Genomic DNA, 16,524 nt, shown 5'->3' with positions numbered 1-16,524 from the left:
ATGTTTCGATTAACCAATAAGTTAGCGGTATCGAACTTGATTAAAAACCGCAAACTCTACTATCCTTTTGCGCTGGCTGTTCTCTTGGCAGTCACCGTGACCTATCTCTTTTACTCCCTAACCTTCAATCCTAAAATTGCGGAAATCCGTGGAGGTGAAACGATTCAAGCTACTCTTGGATTTGGTATGTTTGTCGTCACCCTTGCGTCAGCCATTATCGTCCTCTATGCCAATAGTTTTGTCATGAAGAACCGTTCCAAGGAACTGGGAATTTATGGCATGCTGGGCTTGGAGAAACGTCACCTGATCAGTATGACCTTTAAGGAGTTGGTTCTATTTGGAATTTTAACTGTTGGAGCAGGTATCGGTATTGGAGCCTTGTTTGACAAGTTGATTTTCGCTTTCCTACTCAAACTGATGAAATTGAAGGTTGAGCTGGTCGCTACCTTCCAAATGAATGTTGTCATTGCAGTACTTGTTGTCTTTGGTTTGATTTTCCTAGGCCTCATGTTTCTGAATGCCCTTCGAATCGCCCGTATGAATGCCCTCCAGCTCTCACGTGAGAAAGCTAGCGGTGAGAAAAAAGGTCGTTTCCTACCTCTCCAAACGATTCTTGGTTCGATTAGCTTAGGAATTGGCTATTATCTTTCCCTTACCGTAAAAGATCCCCTTACAGCCCTAACAACCTTCTTCCTAGCTGTTTTGCTGGTTATAATTGGTACCTATCTCTTGTTTAATGCAGGGATTACAGTCTTCCTACAAATTTTAAAGAAAAACAAAAAATACTATTACCAACCAAATAACCTTATCTCAGTGTCCAACTTGATTTTCCGTATGAAGAAAAATGCGGTTGGACTAGCAACTATCGCTATTTTGTCAACAATGGTCTTGGTAACCATGTCTGCAGCGACTAGTATTTTCAATGCCTCAGAATCCTTTAAAAAAGTGATGAATCCGCATGACTTTGGAATTACTGGACAAAATGTTGAAAAAGAAGATTTGGACAAACTCTTGAGCCAGTTTGCAAGTGACAAAGGTTATAGTGTCAAAGAGAAAGAAGTGCTTCGTTACAGTAACTTTGGTATTGCAAATCAAGAAGGAACCAAGTTAACCATTTTTGAAAGGGGACAAAATCGTGTCCAACCCAAAACAGTTTTCATGGTATTTGACCAAAAAGATTATGAAAATATGACTGGTCAAAAACTTTCTCTATCAGGGAATGAGGTCGGTCTTTTTGCCAAAAATGACGGACTGAAAGGACAGAAAGCTCTAACTCTAAATAACCATCAATTTTCTGTAAAAGAAGAATTTAATACAGATTTTATTGTGAACCATGTTCCAAATCAGTTTAATATTTTTACTACTGATTACAATTACCTTGTTGTTCCTAATTTGCAAACATTTTTAGACCAATTCCCAGATTCGGCTATCTATAATCAGCTGTACGGTGGTATGAATGTAAATGTCAGCGAAGAAGAACAACTCAAGGTCGCTGACGAGTATGATAAATACCTCGATCAATTTAATGCACAATTAAACACTGAAGGTAGCTATGTGTATGGTAGCAATCTAGCAGATGCTAGTGCTCAGATGAGTGCCCTCTTTGGTGGTGTCTTCTTTATCGGTATTTTCCTATCCATTATCTTTATGGTCGGAACCGTTCTGGTCATCTACTACAAACAAATTTCTGAAGGCTACGAAGACCGTGAACGCTTTATTATCTTGCAGAAAGTCGGTTTAGATCAAAAGCAAATCAAGCAAACCATCAACAAACAGGTTTTAACTGTTTTCTTCCTTCCTTTGCTTTTTGCCTTCATACATCTAGCCTTTGCCTACCATATGCTTAGTCTGATTTTAAAAGTGATTGGTGTAATAGATACGAATATGATGTTGATTGTGACCTTGTCTATCTGCGCTATCTTCCTCATCGCCTATGTGCTGATTTTCATGATTACTTCAAGAAGTTATCGCAAGATTGTCCAAATGTAAAAAAGATACCTCGACTTCAAAATCGAGGTATTTCTTGTATTCTAAATGCTGAAAAGTTGTCCGAGCAGGAAGGTAACTCCCATGGTCAAGAGACCAATAGCGAGGTTCCGAATCATAGCTGTTTTGGTTGGTGCTTTTCCAAGTCTGGCACTAGTGTAACCAGTGAGAAGAAGGGCCACACCGACGATAAGGACGGTAGCAGGGATACGGTATTCACTTGGGAAAATGGTAATTGAAAGCATGGGTGGTAAGCTACCAAGGAAAAAAGAAATAAAGCTAGAGATAGCAGCATGCCATGGATTGGTAAACTCTTCATACTCTATCCCATATTTTTCCTCTACCAAAGCCTTGAGCGGATTATTTAAAAAGGCTTTGTTGGTCAAGAGTTGAGCAGAGGTTTCACATTCTCCATTTTGGATATAGGCTGCATAGAGAGACTTTTTGGCTAGTTCCATATCTTGGTCTAGCAAGACTTGCTCACGCGCAACGGCTGCTTCCTCGGTATCTTTTTGAGTTGAAACAGATACATATTCTCCACCAGCCATCGAAAAGGCACCAGCTAAGATAGCTGCAAATCCTGATAAAAAGATAATCCAGATATTACTCGTAGCACTAGCAACCCCGATAACCACACCAGCAATGGAAATAATTCCATCATTGGCACCAAGAACACCCGCACGCAGGATATTTAAACGACCTGCAAAATTTGAATCAATTTCGTGATTTGTTTCTGACATATTATTCTCCTTTTTATCCAGTATAAAGGAAAAATATAGGGAAATCAATCTTTTAAAAGTATCTGAAAAAAGTTGCACGATTTTAATGAAAAGGGCTTTTCTGTTTAAGTTTTACCATTAAAACATGCTATAATAGTTGCAGAAAGGTTGGTATTTATGGCTAGGATATTGGTTATTGAAGACAATAGTGACATTCAAGAGATTTTACGAACACTTCTTACTGAGGAGCATGAGGTGATTCAAGCCTTTTCCGGTACAGAAGGAATCATGCGTTTTGACCAAGGTGGGATTGACCTCGTTTTGCTAGATATCATGCTTCCTGGGAAAAATGGGGATCAGGTTTTAAAAGTCATCAGGGAACAAAGTCAAACTCCAGTCATTATGCTGACGGCTTTGAGCGATAAGAAGTTAATCAGTCAATACCTCTTAGACGGTGCCAATGATTACATAGTGAAACCTTTTGATTTGGATGAAGTCTTTGCTAGAGTTACTGTTCAGTTACGCCAAAGTGTAGAAAAACAGTCTATGGAAATAGAAAAAACTGAAAATCTGCCACAAAACTTGAAAAATATCCAGTTTGATGCAGAAAGTTTTGAAATCAAAAATAGTCAGGAAACGATTCGCCTTGCTAAGAAAGAATGCTTGATTCTCCAAACTCTCCTTAAACACCCTAAAAAAATTTTTACCAAGGAAGAACTTTATGAATTTGTCTGGGAGGATAGCTACCTACCTGGAGATAATACTCTCAATACGCATTTGAGTAATCTTCGTAAAAAATTAAATCAGCTTGACCCAAATCAAGAATATATTGAAACCATTTGGGGAGTTGGGGTAAGATTAAAAGGAGATAAGCAATGACCTACATGATAATCTTTATCCTACTGGTACTCCTAATCATTTTATCGATTGCATTGATTCGCTACCATCTAGCACTTAAAAACTTGAGTCAACAGATTGAAGACAAGATTCTCACTGGTAGTATGAAAAGAGTCGGAATCAGCATTTTTTCCAAACATTTTTTACAGCTCTACCAGCAGATTGAGAATCTATTTCAGGAAGTAGAACAATCTCGGTTGGTGATGAAAAGGGAAAAGCAGACTCTGGATATGGCCATTAGCAATATTGCCCATGATATTCGGACGCCTCTGACTATCGCTTCAGGCTACACCCAACAATTGATAAAGTCTCCTGAAAAGCAAGCAGAAACCTTACAAAAAATCGCCCAGCATCTTGATTTAGTTTCCAAACGTTTGGAGGCTCTCCTAGAATATCGTCGTTTGATGGAAGGAGCTGTCAAACCGAAACTGGAAGAAGTGGATTTTTCAGCTTTTATTACCAAGAAGACTTTGGCTTATTATGATGTTTTTCAGGTGGCAAATATCACGCTTGATTTTAAGGTTGAAGCTGGTTTAACAACGAGGACTGATGAAGACTTGCTGGATCGAATTTTACAAAATCTGCTTGGGAATGTCCTCAAGCATGGCAAGGAAGAAGCGCGTCTATATTTGAGAAAGGAAAAGGAACAGCTTGTCTTAGAGATTGCAAACCTTGTCAAACAGCCCATCAAAAGAATAGAAAATCTCAGCAACCGTTTTTATTCTGAAAATCTATCAGATACTGAAGAATCCTCTGGTTTAGGCCTTTATATCACTGAGGAATTATGTCATCTTCTCGGTACAGAGATGAAACTGAGCACAGATGGGCAGTGGTTATCGGTTTTCATTTATTTTTAACGAAAAGAAACCTCCTCTGTAGGCTAGAGGAGGTCATTTTTTATAGACTTTTCTTTTTGAAAACTGCCAGTCCACTTAGATTAAAGATTAGAATAACAGCTAAGGTAACTATAAGGGTATAGAAAATGGATTCACTATTAGCAGTCATGGCATAGAAAAACTGCAATGATAAATATGGCAAAATTTTGATACTTGGGAAGATGAGCATTGGCATAGAAAGTAAGATAGAGCTGACCAAGTAACCAATAAATACTGCAAGATAAGAATGGCTAACATAGAGAATGAAGGAAACAATCGAAAGCCAAGCAAGGAGGCAAAGGAATTGAAGGGAAATGGTTATCAGTAGATTGCCAATAAAGCCATCAGGCATAGTTCCAAATCCATTTAAGATAGTTGCTGGAATAAAGGCAATCACAAGGCTGATGATAAGTTGCAAAAGTGCAATACAAGCCACTACAAAGGCTTTGGCAAGGAAAAACTCTGTACGAGAAACCCCTACTGTCAAACTATTTTTATAGAGCTTTCCGATTAAATCAACACCGAGAACTAGACAAGTTAGAATAATACAGAGAAAAACGAGGTTTGAACCTTGACTAGATGCGTTAATCAGGGCTTGTACACCGTCCCAACCATGGGTTGGAATTTCTGGCTCTTCTGTCTGGATTGCCATCAGATGGCCAGTAGCTCCTACAGTTGCGCCCATTAGCATGAGAGAAAAGAGAATGAACTCTGTAATCCAGAATCCTTTGGAACGGAAAAGACGGTAAAAGTCTGCTTGAATGGTATGTATCATGATTTTCCTCCTATTCTACCAATTGAGTGAAGTATTCTTCTAGGTTTTGACGGGCGTAGTAAATCTCGTCAATAGCGACATCTGCTAAGGTTAATTTCTTAAGAATCTGTTTGACATCTTGTTCCTGACCAAAAATGTGGATTTCGTTTTCTGAATTAACAACCTTGAACTGGAGCTGGATTTGTTCTTTCAATACTTGGCAAGCTTTCTCCTTATCAGCTGTCTTAAGCACAATATAATCCTCACTTAGTGTTTCAAATTCAGCTTTGCTGATTTCACGGATTATCTTGCCTTGATCTAGAATACCAAAGCGATTTGCTACGAGATAGAGTTCTGACAAGATATGACTAGAAATGAGAATGGTGATTCCTTTTTCTTGATTGAGCCGTTGAATCATCAGACGAAATTCTTTGATACCAATTGGATCAAGTCCATTGATAGGTTCATCTAAGATTAGGAAATCTGGTTTGGAGAGAAGGGCAATGGCGATACCAAGTCTTTGTTTCATTCCTAGCGAGAAATCACGAAAGACTTTTTTACCTGTATCTGACAAGCCTACATAGTCCAGCGTTTCTCGAATGACTTGATCAGCATTTGGAATATGACGAATCATACAGTAATATTTCAGATTTTGATAGGCTGTTAAGTGATTATGGGCTACAGGTGATTCGATCACTGAACCTACTCGAGATAGAGACTTGCTCCACTCATTTTCCGTTTTGCTGGAGAAGAGGGAAACAGTTCCTTTGTCCGCAAAGAGTAGTTGCGTAATGATTTTTATCAAGGTGGTTTTCCCAGCTCCGTTCTTCCCGATAAGTCCATAAATATCTCCCTCTCTTATCGTTAGATGAAGATCTTGAAGAATAGTTTGTTTGGCAAAGTTTTTGGACAATCCATGAATGTCAAGTACTGTTTTCATGATTCTCTCCTTTTGATTTATTTTGATAACTTTAGTATAAAGCATAGAAATCAAAGAAAGCTCAAGCATTTCTAAAGAGTTTCTAAAGTTTTAGGAATTCTTAAATATCAAAACCCAGTTGACATGAACTGGGCTTCTTAATTATAAAATATATTTCTCAATGGCACGCGCAACGCCGTCTTCTTCGTTGCTTGCTGTAACATCATCAGCTAGGGATTTGACATAATCGCTGGCATTTCCCATTGCAATCCCAAGCCCTGCAAATTGGAGCATTTCGATATCGTTATTGGCATCGCCCATGGCCATAATCTCTGAAGAATCAATCTTCAAAATCTCAGCCAAGCGTGATAGAGCAGTAGCCTTTGTCGTACCAAGTGGCATAGCTTCATAAATGACAGGTTGCGAACGAACACCGCTAAATCGTTGGCAGAGTTCCTCAGCAAACCGCTGCTCAAAATCGTCTGTTTGACTATCTGTTCCTAAAAACATACCTTGGAACATACGGTACTTACCACTGGTAGCTTCCTCTAGTGAAATTTCAGTCAGGTCTGAAAAGACTAGCTCGGCATCGTTTTGAATGATTTCATTGGGCTTGCCACCGAGGACAAAATAATGCTTCTCATCAAAAAGAGTCAACTGAACATCACTTTTTTCAGCTAGGTCATAGAGGTATTCGATGTCTGCTGGACTAAGTTCTTGCCAGTCAACTAGTCCCCAGTCACTTGTCTGGTGAGTTGAACAACCGTTATTAACAATAACATACTCATTCTGGAGGTCAAGTCCCAGTTTTTGATAGTAGGGGAGGACACCAAAGAGCGGGCGTCCCGTACAAAGTACCAGTTTGACACCTTTTTCGATAGCTTGGTGAATAGCAGTAATGTGAGCTTGTGGGATTTCCTTGGCTTCATTGAGGAGGGTTCCGTCCATATCCAAGGCTAGTAGTTTAATCATAGGTCTTCCTTCTTTATCTTTTGGTATTATTATAGCATATAGACTATAAAATGTCTGACAGAATTGTAACATTCGACTTTCCTTTTCTTGAAAAACAAAATAAATTCTTATATAATATGTATACTTAATATTTAAGGAGAAAAAATGTCAAAGTATCACTTTAATTCAATTTACAAAAATGATGAAACAGAATCTACAGGCCTTCTTTTCATCAAAGTCTACAACAAGTGGGAAAGCAACTTAAAAAGAGTTTTGAAATCGCTTGGCCTCACTTTGCCCCAATTTATCGTTTTAACCTCGCTCTTGTTCCTGAGCAATAGAGAGGAATATGTAACGCAAGTTGATATTGCTCGGTTCACCGGTATGGATGTTATGACGGTTTCCCAGATTGTTAGACTATTAGAGAAGAAAGACTACATTAAACGTGATCAACATCCAAAGGATAGTCGGGCAAAACTGGTCTCAGTGACGAAGTCTGGCGCAGAGAAGGTCAATCATGCTTTACCCTTAGTAGAGGGGATTGATGAAGAATTTTTTGAAAAACTTTCTAACGATAGAGAAGGTTTTAATCGCATGTTAGTAGAGTTGGAGGATAAAAATGCCTAGATATTGGGTCGGAGTTGTTTCGAAGAACCATGTTTTAAGAGGAGTTGAAGGGAATTTTTGCCAGGTCTGTCATGGAAAGGGTGGCCCCTTAAATCGTATGAAAAAAGGCGACTACCTTTTATACTATAGTCCAAAATACGATATGAATGGTCAAGATAAGTTACAGGCTTTTGTGGCCGTAGGTAAAATTATAGATGACAAAGCCTATCAAGTAGAGCAATTTGAAGGATTCTTTCCCTTTAGACGAAATGTCGAGTATTATCTACCAGTCAAAGATTGTTCCATAGAAATAGCTAGACAGCATCTTGAATGGAGAGACTATACTTCTCGACTTCGTTATGGACATTTTGAAGTTTCTAAAGACTTTTTCCTCTATATCTTTCATCATATGAAAGTGGATGATGAAGTATGATTGATTTGCTAGTTAAATGATTATCAACAAGAATTTTGGATTTGGACTGTGAAGCGAACTTTGCTATAATAGAGTAAGAAACTTTGATAAACCAAACGAGGCTGAGATGAAATTACTTTATACTGATATTCGGACTTCTTTGACAGAAATCCTAACCAGAGAGGCGGAGGAGCTGATTGCTGCTGGCAAGCGGGTCTTCTACATCGCCCCTAACTCTCTTTCTTTTGAAAAGGAACGCGCCGTGCTGGAATGCTTGTCACAGCAGGCTTCTTTTGCGATTACCGTCACGCGCTTTGCGCAGATGGCTCGTTACCTGATTTTGAATGACCTACCTGTCAAAACCAGTCTAGATGACATCGGTCTTGGGATGGCCTTTTATAAATGCCTTGCCGAACTTGATCCTAAGGATTTACGTGTTTATGGAGCTATCAAGCAGGATCCTCAATTTATCCAGCAGTTGATTGAGCTTTACCATGAGATGACCAAAGCTCAGATGAGTTTTTTGGACTTGGAGAGTTTGACGGATGAGGACAAGAGGGCCGATTTACTCTTGATTTTTGAGAAAGTAACGGCCTATCTTAACCAAGGGCAGTTAGCTCAGGGAAGTCAGTTATCCCATTTGATTGAGGCTATTGAGAATGACAAAGTAAGTAGTGATTTTAGCCAGATTGCCTTAGTCATTGATGGATTTACTCGTTTTTCTGCTGAGGAAGAACGAATTGTGGACCTACTTCATGACAAGGGTGTTGAGATTGTCATTGGAGCTTATGCGAGTAAGAAATCTTATACCAGTCCATTCTCTGAAGGCAATCTCTATCAAGCCAGTGTGGAGTTTCTCCATCATCTAGCCTTTAAATACCAAACACCTGCCCGGGATTATTCTCAAACTCATGAGAAGATGGATAGCTTTGACAAGGCCTCTCGTTTGCTGGAGTCTTCTTATGACTTTTCAGAACTTTCCTTGGAAATTGATGACAAGGACCGTGAAAACTTACAAATCTGGTCTTGCTTGACGCAAAAGGAGGAGTTGGAGCTAGTAGCCCGTAGCATTCGTCAGAAATTACATGAGAACTCAGACCTGAGCTACAAGCATTTTCGGATTCTCTTGGGCGATGTAGTTTCTTATCAATTATCTCTAAAAACGATTTTTGACCAGTATCAGATTCCTTTCTATCTTGGTAGAAGCGAATCCATGGCTCACCATCCCTTGACACAGTTTGTCGAGTCTATTTTGGCTTTAAAACGCTATCGTTTCTGTCAGGAGGATTTGATTAATCTCCTCAGAACAGGTTTGTATACTGATCTTAGTCAGGCTGATATTGATGCTTTTGAGCAATATATCCGCTATCTTGGTATCAATGGCTTGCCAGCCTTTCAGCAAGCCTTCACCAAATCCCACCATGGAAAATTTAATCTGGAACGTTTAAATGCTCTTCGTCTGCGTATTTTAACACCTCTTGAAACCCTCTTTGCCAGTCGAAAACAGAAGGCTGAAAATCTCTTGCAAAAGTGGAACTCTTTTCTAAAAGAAGGAGCTGTGACCAAGCAGTTACAAGATTTGACAGCCACCATGGAAGTTCTTGAACAGGAAAGACAAGCTGAAGTTTGGAAGGCTTTCTGTCATGTTTTAGAACAATTTGCGACTGTTTTTGCTGGTTCACAGGTTAGTCTAGAGGACTTTCTAGCCTTGCTCCATTCTGGAATGAGTCTATCTCAGTATCGTACTATTCCAGCGACAGTGGATACTGTTCTGGTGCAGAGTTACGATTTGATTGCGCCTTTGACAGCTGACTTTGTTTACGCTATTGGTCTGACTCAGGATCATTTACCAAAAATCGCACAAAACACCAGTCTTTTGACAGACGAAGAAAGGCAAAGCTTAAACCAGGCGACCGAAGAAGGCGTTCAATTGCTGATTGCCAGTAGTGAAAACCTCAAGAAAAATCGCTATACTATGCTTTCCTTGGTTAATTCTGCTCGTAAAGAGTTAATCTTGTCAGCTCCAAGCCTTTTTAACGAAAGTGAAAGTAAGGAGTCAGCCTATCTTCAAGAACTGGTCCATTTTGGATTTAGTCGAAAAGAGAAGAGGATGAATCACAAGGGGCTGTCTAAGGAAGATATGGGGTCCTATCACAGTCTTTTGTCCAGTCTGGTTTCCTATCACCAGCAGGGCGAGACGAGTGATACTGAGCAAGATTTGACCTTTGTCAAGGTTCTGGCGCGTGTCATGGGTAAAAAACTAGGCCAGCAAGGTCTGGAGAATCCAGTCCTCCCAACCAGTCCAAGCAGTAAGCAGTTGGCTAAGGACACCTTACAAGCTCTCTATCCTGCTGAACAGGAGTTTTACCTGTCTACCTCTGGTTTGACAGAGTTTTACCGAAACCAATACAGTTATTTCCTCCGCTACGTTTTAGGCTTGCAAGAGGAATTACGTCTACGTCCTGATGCCCGTAGTCACGGAAATTTCTTGCACCGTATCTTTGAACGCGCCTTACAGTTGCCTAACGAAGATTCCTTTGACAAACGTTTAGAACAAGCTATCCAAGAAACCAGTCAAGAACGTGAATTTGAGGCTATTTATCAGGAAAGTTTGGAAGCCCAGTTTACCAAGGAAGTTTTGCTTGATGTTGCACGAACGACTGGCCACATTCTCCGTCATAATCCAGCCATCGAAACCATCAAAGAGGAATCGAATTTCGGTGGGAAAGAGCAAGCCTTTATTCAATTGGACAATGGTCGCAGTGTTTTTGTACGAGGTAAGGTTGACCGCATTGACCGATTGAAAGCTGATGGAGCGATTGGAGTGGTAGACTACAAATCCAGTCTGACTCAGTTCCAATTTCCTCATTTCTTTAATGGGCTTAATTCCCAACTGCCAACCTATTTAGCTGCCTTAAAAAGAGAAGGGGAGCAGAACTTTTTTGGTGCCATGTACTTGGAAATGGCTGAACCAGTCCAATCTTTGATGGCCGTTAAAAGTCTGGCAGGTGCAGTAGTAGAAGCTAGCAAGTCTATGAAATACCAAGGGCTCTTTTTAGAAAAAGAAAGCAGTCATTTGGGTGAATTTTACAATAAAAACAAGGCCAATCAGCTGACGGATGAGGAATTCCAGCTCCTATTGGACTACAATGCCCATCTTTACAAGAAAGCAGCTGAGAAAATTTTAGAAGGTCAGTTCGCCATTAATCCTTATACTGAAAATGGCAGAAGTATTGCACCGTATGTTCAGCAACATCAAGCCATCACAGGATTTGAAGCCAATTACCACTTAGGTCAAGCCCGTTTCCTAGAAAAGTTGGACTTAGCTGATGGCAAGCGTTTGGTCGGAGAAAAACTCAAGCAAGCTTGGTTTGAAAAAATAAGAGGGGAGTTGAATCGATGAAGCCCATTCCCTTTTTAACTGAGGAGGAGATTCAAAAATTGCAAGAAGCAGAAGCAAATTCGAGCAAGGAACAAAAGAAAACTGCCGAGCAAATCGAAGCTATCTACACTTCTGGCCAGAATATTCTAGTCTCAGCATCGGCTGGTTCTGGGAAAACCTTTGTCATGGCCGAGCGTATTCTGGACCAATTAGCGCGTGGTGTCGAAATTTCTCAACTCTTTATCTCAACCTTTACCGTCAAGGCTGCGACTGAACTCAAAGAACGTTTAGAGAAAAAAATCAGCCAACAAATCCAAGAAAGTAGAGATGTTGACCTCAAACAACACTTGGGTCGTCAGTTGGCAGACCTACCCAACGCAGCCATCGGTACCATGGACTCCTTCACACAAAAGTTCCTTGGTAAACATGGCTATCTGATTGATATTGCACCTAATTTCAGGATTTTACAAAACCAGAGCGAGCAACTCCTTCTAAAAAATGAAGTCTTTCATGAGATCTTTGAAGCCCATTATCAAGGCAAACAGAAAGAGACCTTTAGTCATTTGCTGAAAAACTTTGCTGGGCGCGGCAAGGATGAACGGGGGCTACGCCAGCAAGTCTATAAAATCTATGACTTCCTCCAATCCACCAGCAATCCTCAGAAATGGTTAAGTGAATCTTTCCTCAGAGGCTTTGAAAAAGCTGATTTTAACAGTGAAAAAAACAAACTTACTGAGCAAATCAAACAAGCCCTTTGGGATTTGGAAAGCTTTTTCCGTTATCATCTGGATAATGATGCCAAGGAGTTTGCAAAGGCTGCTTATCTAGAGAATGTTCAGTTGATTTTAGATGAAATTGGATCATTGAATCAGGAGTCCGATAGTCAGGCTTATCAAGCAGTGCTTGCGCGTGTTGTCGCCATTTCGAAAGAGAAAAACGGTCGAGTTCTGACTAATGCCAGCCGTAAGGCTGATTTGAAGCCACTGGCCGATGCCTACAACGAAGAAAGAAAGTCCCAGTTTGCTAAACTAGGACAACTAGCAGACCAGATAACGATTCTCGACTATCAAGAACGTTATCATCAAGACACATGGGAACTAGCTAAAACCTTCCAAGCCTTCATGAGTGACTTTGTGGAGGCGTATAGTGAACGTAAGCGCCAGGAAAATGCCTTTGAATTTGCTGATATCAGCCATTACACCATTGAGATTTTAGAGAAATTCCCTCAAGTCCGTGAGGCTTATCAGGAGCGCTTCCATGAAGTCATGGTCGATGAGTATCAGGATACCAACCATATTCAAGAACGGATGTTGGAATTGCTGTCTAATGGTCACAATCGCTTTATGGTGGGGGATATCAAGCAGTCCATCTACCGATTCCGTCAGGCAGATCCCCAGATTTTCAATGAAAAATTCCAACGCTATGCACAAAATCCCCAAGAAGGCAAGCTGATTTTGCTTAAAGAAAATTTCCGTAGTAGTTCAGAAGTGCTTTCAGCAACCAATGATGTTTTTGAGCGTCTCATGGACCAAGAGGTCGGCGAAATCAACTATGATAACATGCACCAGCTTGTTTTTGCCAATACCAAACTGACTCCCAATCCTGACAACAAGGCAGAGTTTCTCCTCTACGACAAGGATGACCTAGGTGAGGAAGAAGAGGATCAGGCAGAAACGAAACTCACTGGTGAGATGCGCTTAGTCATCAAGGAGATTCTGAAACTTCATCAGGAAAAAGATGTTGCCTTTAAAGAAATTGCTCTTCTGACCTCCAGCCGCAGTCGTAATGACCAGATTCTCCTCGCCCTGTCTGAGTACGGGATTCCTGTCAAAACCGACGGAGAGCAAAACAACTATCTCCAATCCCTAGAAGTGCAAGTCATGCTAGACACCCTTCGTGTCATTCACAATCCCCTGCAAGACTATGCCTTGGTTGCTCTTATGAAGTCTCCAATGTTTGGCTTTGATGAGGACGAGCTAGCACGTTTGTCCCTTCAGAAAGCAGAGGATAAAGTCCAGGAAAATCTCTATGAGAAACTAGTCAATGCACAAAAACTGGCTAGCAGCCAGAAAAACTTGATTCACACCGCTCTAGCTGAGAAACTAAAGCAATTCATGAATATCTTGGATTCTTGGCGTTTGTATGCCAAAACTCACTCCCTTTATGACTTGATTTGGAAGATTTACAATGACCGTTTTTACTACGATTATGTTGGAGCTTTGCCAAATGGTCCTGCTAGACAGGCCAATCTCTATGCCCTAGCTTTGAGAGCAGACCAGTTTGAAAAAAGTAATTTCAAGGGCTTGTCTCGTTTTATTAGCATGATTAACCAGGTCTTGGAAGCCCAGCACGATCTTGCAAGCGTGGCCGTCGCACCGCCAAAAGATGCAGTAGAGCTCATGACCATTCACAAGAGTAAAGGGCTGGAGTTTCCTTACGTCTTTATCCTCAATATGGATCAAGATTTCAACAAGCAAGACTCTATGTCAGAAGTCATTCTCAGCCGTCAGAATGGTCTTGGTGTCAAATATATTGCCAAGATGGAGACAGGAGCAGTGGAAGCTCACTATCCTAAAACCATCAAACTCTCCATTCCTAGTCTGACCTATAGACAGAACGAAGAGGAATTACAGATGGCAAGCTATTCTGAGCAAATGCGCCTCCTTTATGTTGCCATGACGCGGGCTGAGAAAAAGCTCTATCTTGTCGGTAAGGGTTCTCGTGAAAAGTTGGAATCCAAGGAATACCTAACAGCTAAAAATGGAAAACTAAACAGCAACACAAGACTTCAAGCAAGGAATTTCCAAGATTGGATTTGGGCTATCAGCAAAGTGTTTGCAAAGGATTATCTCAATTTTAGTTATCGTTTTGTTGGTGAAGATCAGCTGACTAGAGAAGCCATCGGAGAGTTGGAAAACAAGAGCCCTCTCCAAGCTAGCTCTCAAGCAGACAATCGTCAGTCAGAAACCATTAAAGAAGCTCTTGAAATGCTGAAAGAAGTGGAAGTATATAATACTCTTCACCGCGCAGCTATTGAACTTCCTAGTGTTCAAACCCCAAGTCAAATCAAGAAATTCTACGAACCAGTTATGGATATGGAAGGTGTCGAGATTGCAGGTCAAGGCCAGTCAGTAGATAAGAAAATCAACTTTGATTTGCCAGATTTTTCAACCAAAGAAAAGGTAACAGGAGCTGAAATTGGTAGTGCCACCCACGAACTGATGCAGAGAATGGACCTCAGTCAGCGACCAACGCTTGCTAGCCTGACAGAAACTCTCAAACAAGTTCAAACCAGCCCAGCTGTCAGAGACAAGATTAATCTTGCGAAAATTCTTGCATTCTTTGACACAGCACTCGGTCAGGAAGTTCTTGCCAATACCTACCATCTTTATCGCGAGCAACCTTTCTCCATGCTCAAACGAGACCAAAAGAGTCAAGAAGACTTTGTTGTCCGTGGAATCTTGGACGGCTATCTGCTTTATGAGGACAGAATTATTCTGTTCGACTACAAGACAGACCGCTATGATGAACCAAGTCAACTCATAGACCGCTATCGTGGTCAGTTAGCCCTATACGGAGAGGCTTTATCTCGAGCCTATTCGATTGAAAATATTGAAAATTACTTGATTTTACTCGGTAAAGAAGAGGTTCAAGTTGTGAAAGTATAATCTAGAAAGGAGATCTCATGACACTTCCAGTTAGAAAATCCCTACACGATGCGGTTTTACAGGCTTCAAAAGCTGATACTTGGGAACAAGCTACCAAGGAATGGAATGAAGTTTCCTTGATTTTTAACGGTATCGGCCGTAGCAATTGTGTCTGTGGAAATGCCATCAAGTACGCCTACGAACTCTTTAATGGTGTCACAAGCCAACGCCTCTTTCCGATCGGTAGCGATTGTGTTCGGCATTTTCATCGATTAAGCCTTGACCAGCAACTAGAAGAGGAAGAAAAACTGCTCAGAAAGGTTGAAAATCTGACCAGAAAAGCCCAGAAAAAGGAGAAAATCAAGGTCAATAAAAGTGACTTTGACGAGCGACTTCTAAAATGGCTCTGGGAAAAAGGTGTTTTCAAACCCAATCGTGGCAATCAATTCTCACCTGAGAGAGACTACCAGCTCTTCCTAGAAGTCTTTCAAGGAGGAAGTTGGACCAAAGCGGAGCCAAAGAAAAAGGCTCGGATGGAAGAAGTCCTTGAAAAGTGTATCAAACCCTTTTTACTTGGAAAACCAGATGACCAACTCTACCTTGTCAAGCTAGGTAAGGAGAAAATCGACTACGAACAAGAACTCCGTATCCAAGCAGAGAAAGAGCGCAAGAAGAGGGATAAAATCGCCAAGCAGTATGCAGACAATCTGGTTCTAGCCATGGGACCAGCAGAGCGTGCCTACCAAGATTACTTTGGCTTTACAGAGACCCTGACTCAAGAAGAACGCAAGTGGGAGAAAATACTTTTTGGTAAAAATAGAACAGAACGGGCTATCAAGGCCAAACAATACCAAAAAGATCTGGAAAAAGACCAACGAATTGCCAGTCAGGATCCAATTGAAAGAAAACAGAAGCAGATCTGGCTCCTCAATTCCTATTTTCGTGAGCTTCCAGAAGAAAAAGCCAGATTTGCTCGGCTCTTATTAGAATATCGAAAGAGTGGAGAAGTGCCTTTTTCAACTGAATACCTGTCAGACCATCTGCTCGACTTTTTCTATAAAATGAAAGCTTTTGAGTTTGAAATTGCACCAGAACAAGTCCGAGATTTTCTAAAAGAAAGCCTTCAGGCAGATCATCTATCCTCAGCACAAGAAAGCTGGATAGAAGGAATTCTTCTCAACTGCATCAAACCATTTTTAGAACGATTATTGATATGAGTAACACCTACCGTGGAAATTCCATGGTGGGTTACATTTTATCCCCAAAAAATAATAGGGAGTTTCAAAACTACTGCTTGGTATTTTATATATAAAACAAAGTATGAAAGCGTATCTCAATTTTAAGACTTTTTGGTAAATTAAGAGTATAATTAAAGT

General features: G+C 40.6%; 12 protein-coding genes. 8 read left to right on the top strand and 4 right to left on the bottom strand.

Features of this window, described 5'->3' with window-relative positions:
- Positions 1–1,989, top strand: a complete 1,989-nt coding sequence (locus M1F55_RS01580) for an ABC transporter permease (RefSeq protein ID WP_247947135.1) — start codon at positions 1–3, stop codon at positions 1,987–1,989.
- 41 nt (positions 1,990–2,030) lie between these two features.
- On the opposite strand, the gene M1F55_RS01575 is transcribed toward M1F55_RS01580, so the two are convergent.
- Positions 2,031–2,726: a VIT1/CCC1 transporter family protein gene (locus tag M1F55_RS01575; RefSeq protein WP_000005264.1), complete on the bottom strand. Its 696-nt coding sequence runs from the start codon at positions 2,724–2,726 to the stop codon at positions 2,031–2,033.
- Positions 2,727–2,882: 156 nt separating this feature from the next.
- On the opposite strand from M1F55_RS01575, the gene M1F55_RS01570 reads away from it, so the two are divergent.
- Positions 2,883–3,584: a response regulator transcription factor gene (locus M1F55_RS01570; protein WP_173267900.1), complete on the top strand. Its 702-nt coding sequence runs from the start codon at positions 2,883–2,885 to the stop codon at positions 3,582–3,584.
- Positions 3,581–4,459: a sensor histidine kinase gene (locus M1F55_RS01565; RefSeq protein WP_247947134.1), complete on the top strand. Its 879-nt coding sequence runs from the start codon at positions 3,581–3,583 to the stop codon at positions 4,457–4,459. The genes M1F55_RS01570 and M1F55_RS01565 overlap by 4 nt, the downstream gene beginning before the upstream one ends.
- A gap of 40 nt (positions 4,460–4,499) precedes the next feature.
- On the opposite strand, the gene M1F55_RS01560 is transcribed toward M1F55_RS01565, so the two are convergent.
- From M1F55_RS01560 to M1F55_RS01550, 3 genes are all read right to left on the bottom strand, one after another.
- Entirely contained in the window at positions 4,500–5,252 is a 753-nt protein-coding gene (locus tag M1F55_RS01560; RefSeq protein WP_049539333.1) for an ABC transporter permease, read from the bottom strand.
- A gap of 10 nt (positions 5,253–5,262) precedes the next feature.
- Complete coding sequence (locus M1F55_RS01555; RefSeq protein ID WP_049539331.1) at positions 5,263–6,171, bottom strand: ATP-binding cassette domain-containing protein; 909 nt, start codon at positions 6,169–6,171, stop codon at positions 5,263–5,265.
- A 141-nt stretch (positions 6,172–6,312) separates the two neighbouring features.
- Positions 6,313–7,122 carry a Cof-type HAD-IIB family hydrolase gene (locus M1F55_RS01550; protein ID WP_247947133.1) on the bottom strand — a complete coding sequence of 270 codons (810 nt, stop codon included), beginning with the start codon at positions 7,120–7,122 and terminating at the stop codon, positions 6,313–6,315.
- 144 nt (positions 7,123–7,266) lie between these two features.
- On the opposite strand from M1F55_RS01550, the gene M1F55_RS01545 reads away from it, so the two are divergent.
- The 5 genes from M1F55_RS01545 to M1F55_RS01525 all read left to right on the top strand — a co-directional run bounded on the left by M1F55_RS01545 (position 7,267) and on the right by M1F55_RS01525 (position 16,365).
- On the top strand, positions 7,267–7,728 hold the full coding sequence (locus M1F55_RS01545) for a MarR family winged helix-turn-helix transcriptional regulator (protein WP_049487180.1): 462 nt from the start codon (positions 7,267–7,269) through the stop codon (positions 7,726–7,728).
- Positions 7,721–8,140 (top strand): EVE domain-containing protein, encoded by a 420-nt coding sequence (locus tag M1F55_RS01540; RefSeq protein ID WP_001138487.1) that lies wholly within the window; start codon positions 7,721–7,723, stop codon positions 8,138–8,140. The genes M1F55_RS01545 and M1F55_RS01540 overlap by 8 nt, the downstream gene beginning before the upstream one ends.
- Positions 8,141–8,246: 106 nt before the next feature.
- On the top strand, positions 8,247–11,522 hold the full coding sequence (rexB, locus tag M1F55_RS01535; RefSeq protein ID WP_247947132.1) for an ATP-dependent nuclease subunit B: 3,276 nt from the start codon (positions 8,247–8,249) through the stop codon (positions 11,520–11,522).
- Positions 11,519–15,169, top strand: a complete 3,651-nt coding sequence (gene addA / locus M1F55_RS01530; RefSeq protein ID WP_247947131.1) for a helicase-exonuclease AddAB subunit AddA — start codon at positions 11,519–11,521, stop codon at positions 15,167–15,169. Before rexB ends, addA begins: the two co-directional genes overlap by 4 nt.
- Positions 15,170–15,186: 17 nt before the next feature.
- Positions 15,187–16,365 (top strand): hypothetical protein, encoded by a 1,179-nt coding sequence (locus M1F55_RS01525; RefSeq protein ID WP_247947130.1) that lies wholly within the window; start codon positions 15,187–15,189, stop codon positions 16,363–16,365.
- Positions 16,366–16,524: the final 159 nt, after the last annotated feature.

Source organism: Streptococcus mitis, assembly GCF_023109235.1.
In the GTDB taxonomy this organism is placed as follows: Bacteria; Bacillota; Bacilli; order Lactobacillales; family Streptococcaceae; genus Streptococcus; species Streptococcus mitis_DA.
The sequence above is the reverse complement of the archived record's forward strand: the minus strand, read 5'-3'. Positions and strand labels throughout refer to the sequence as shown.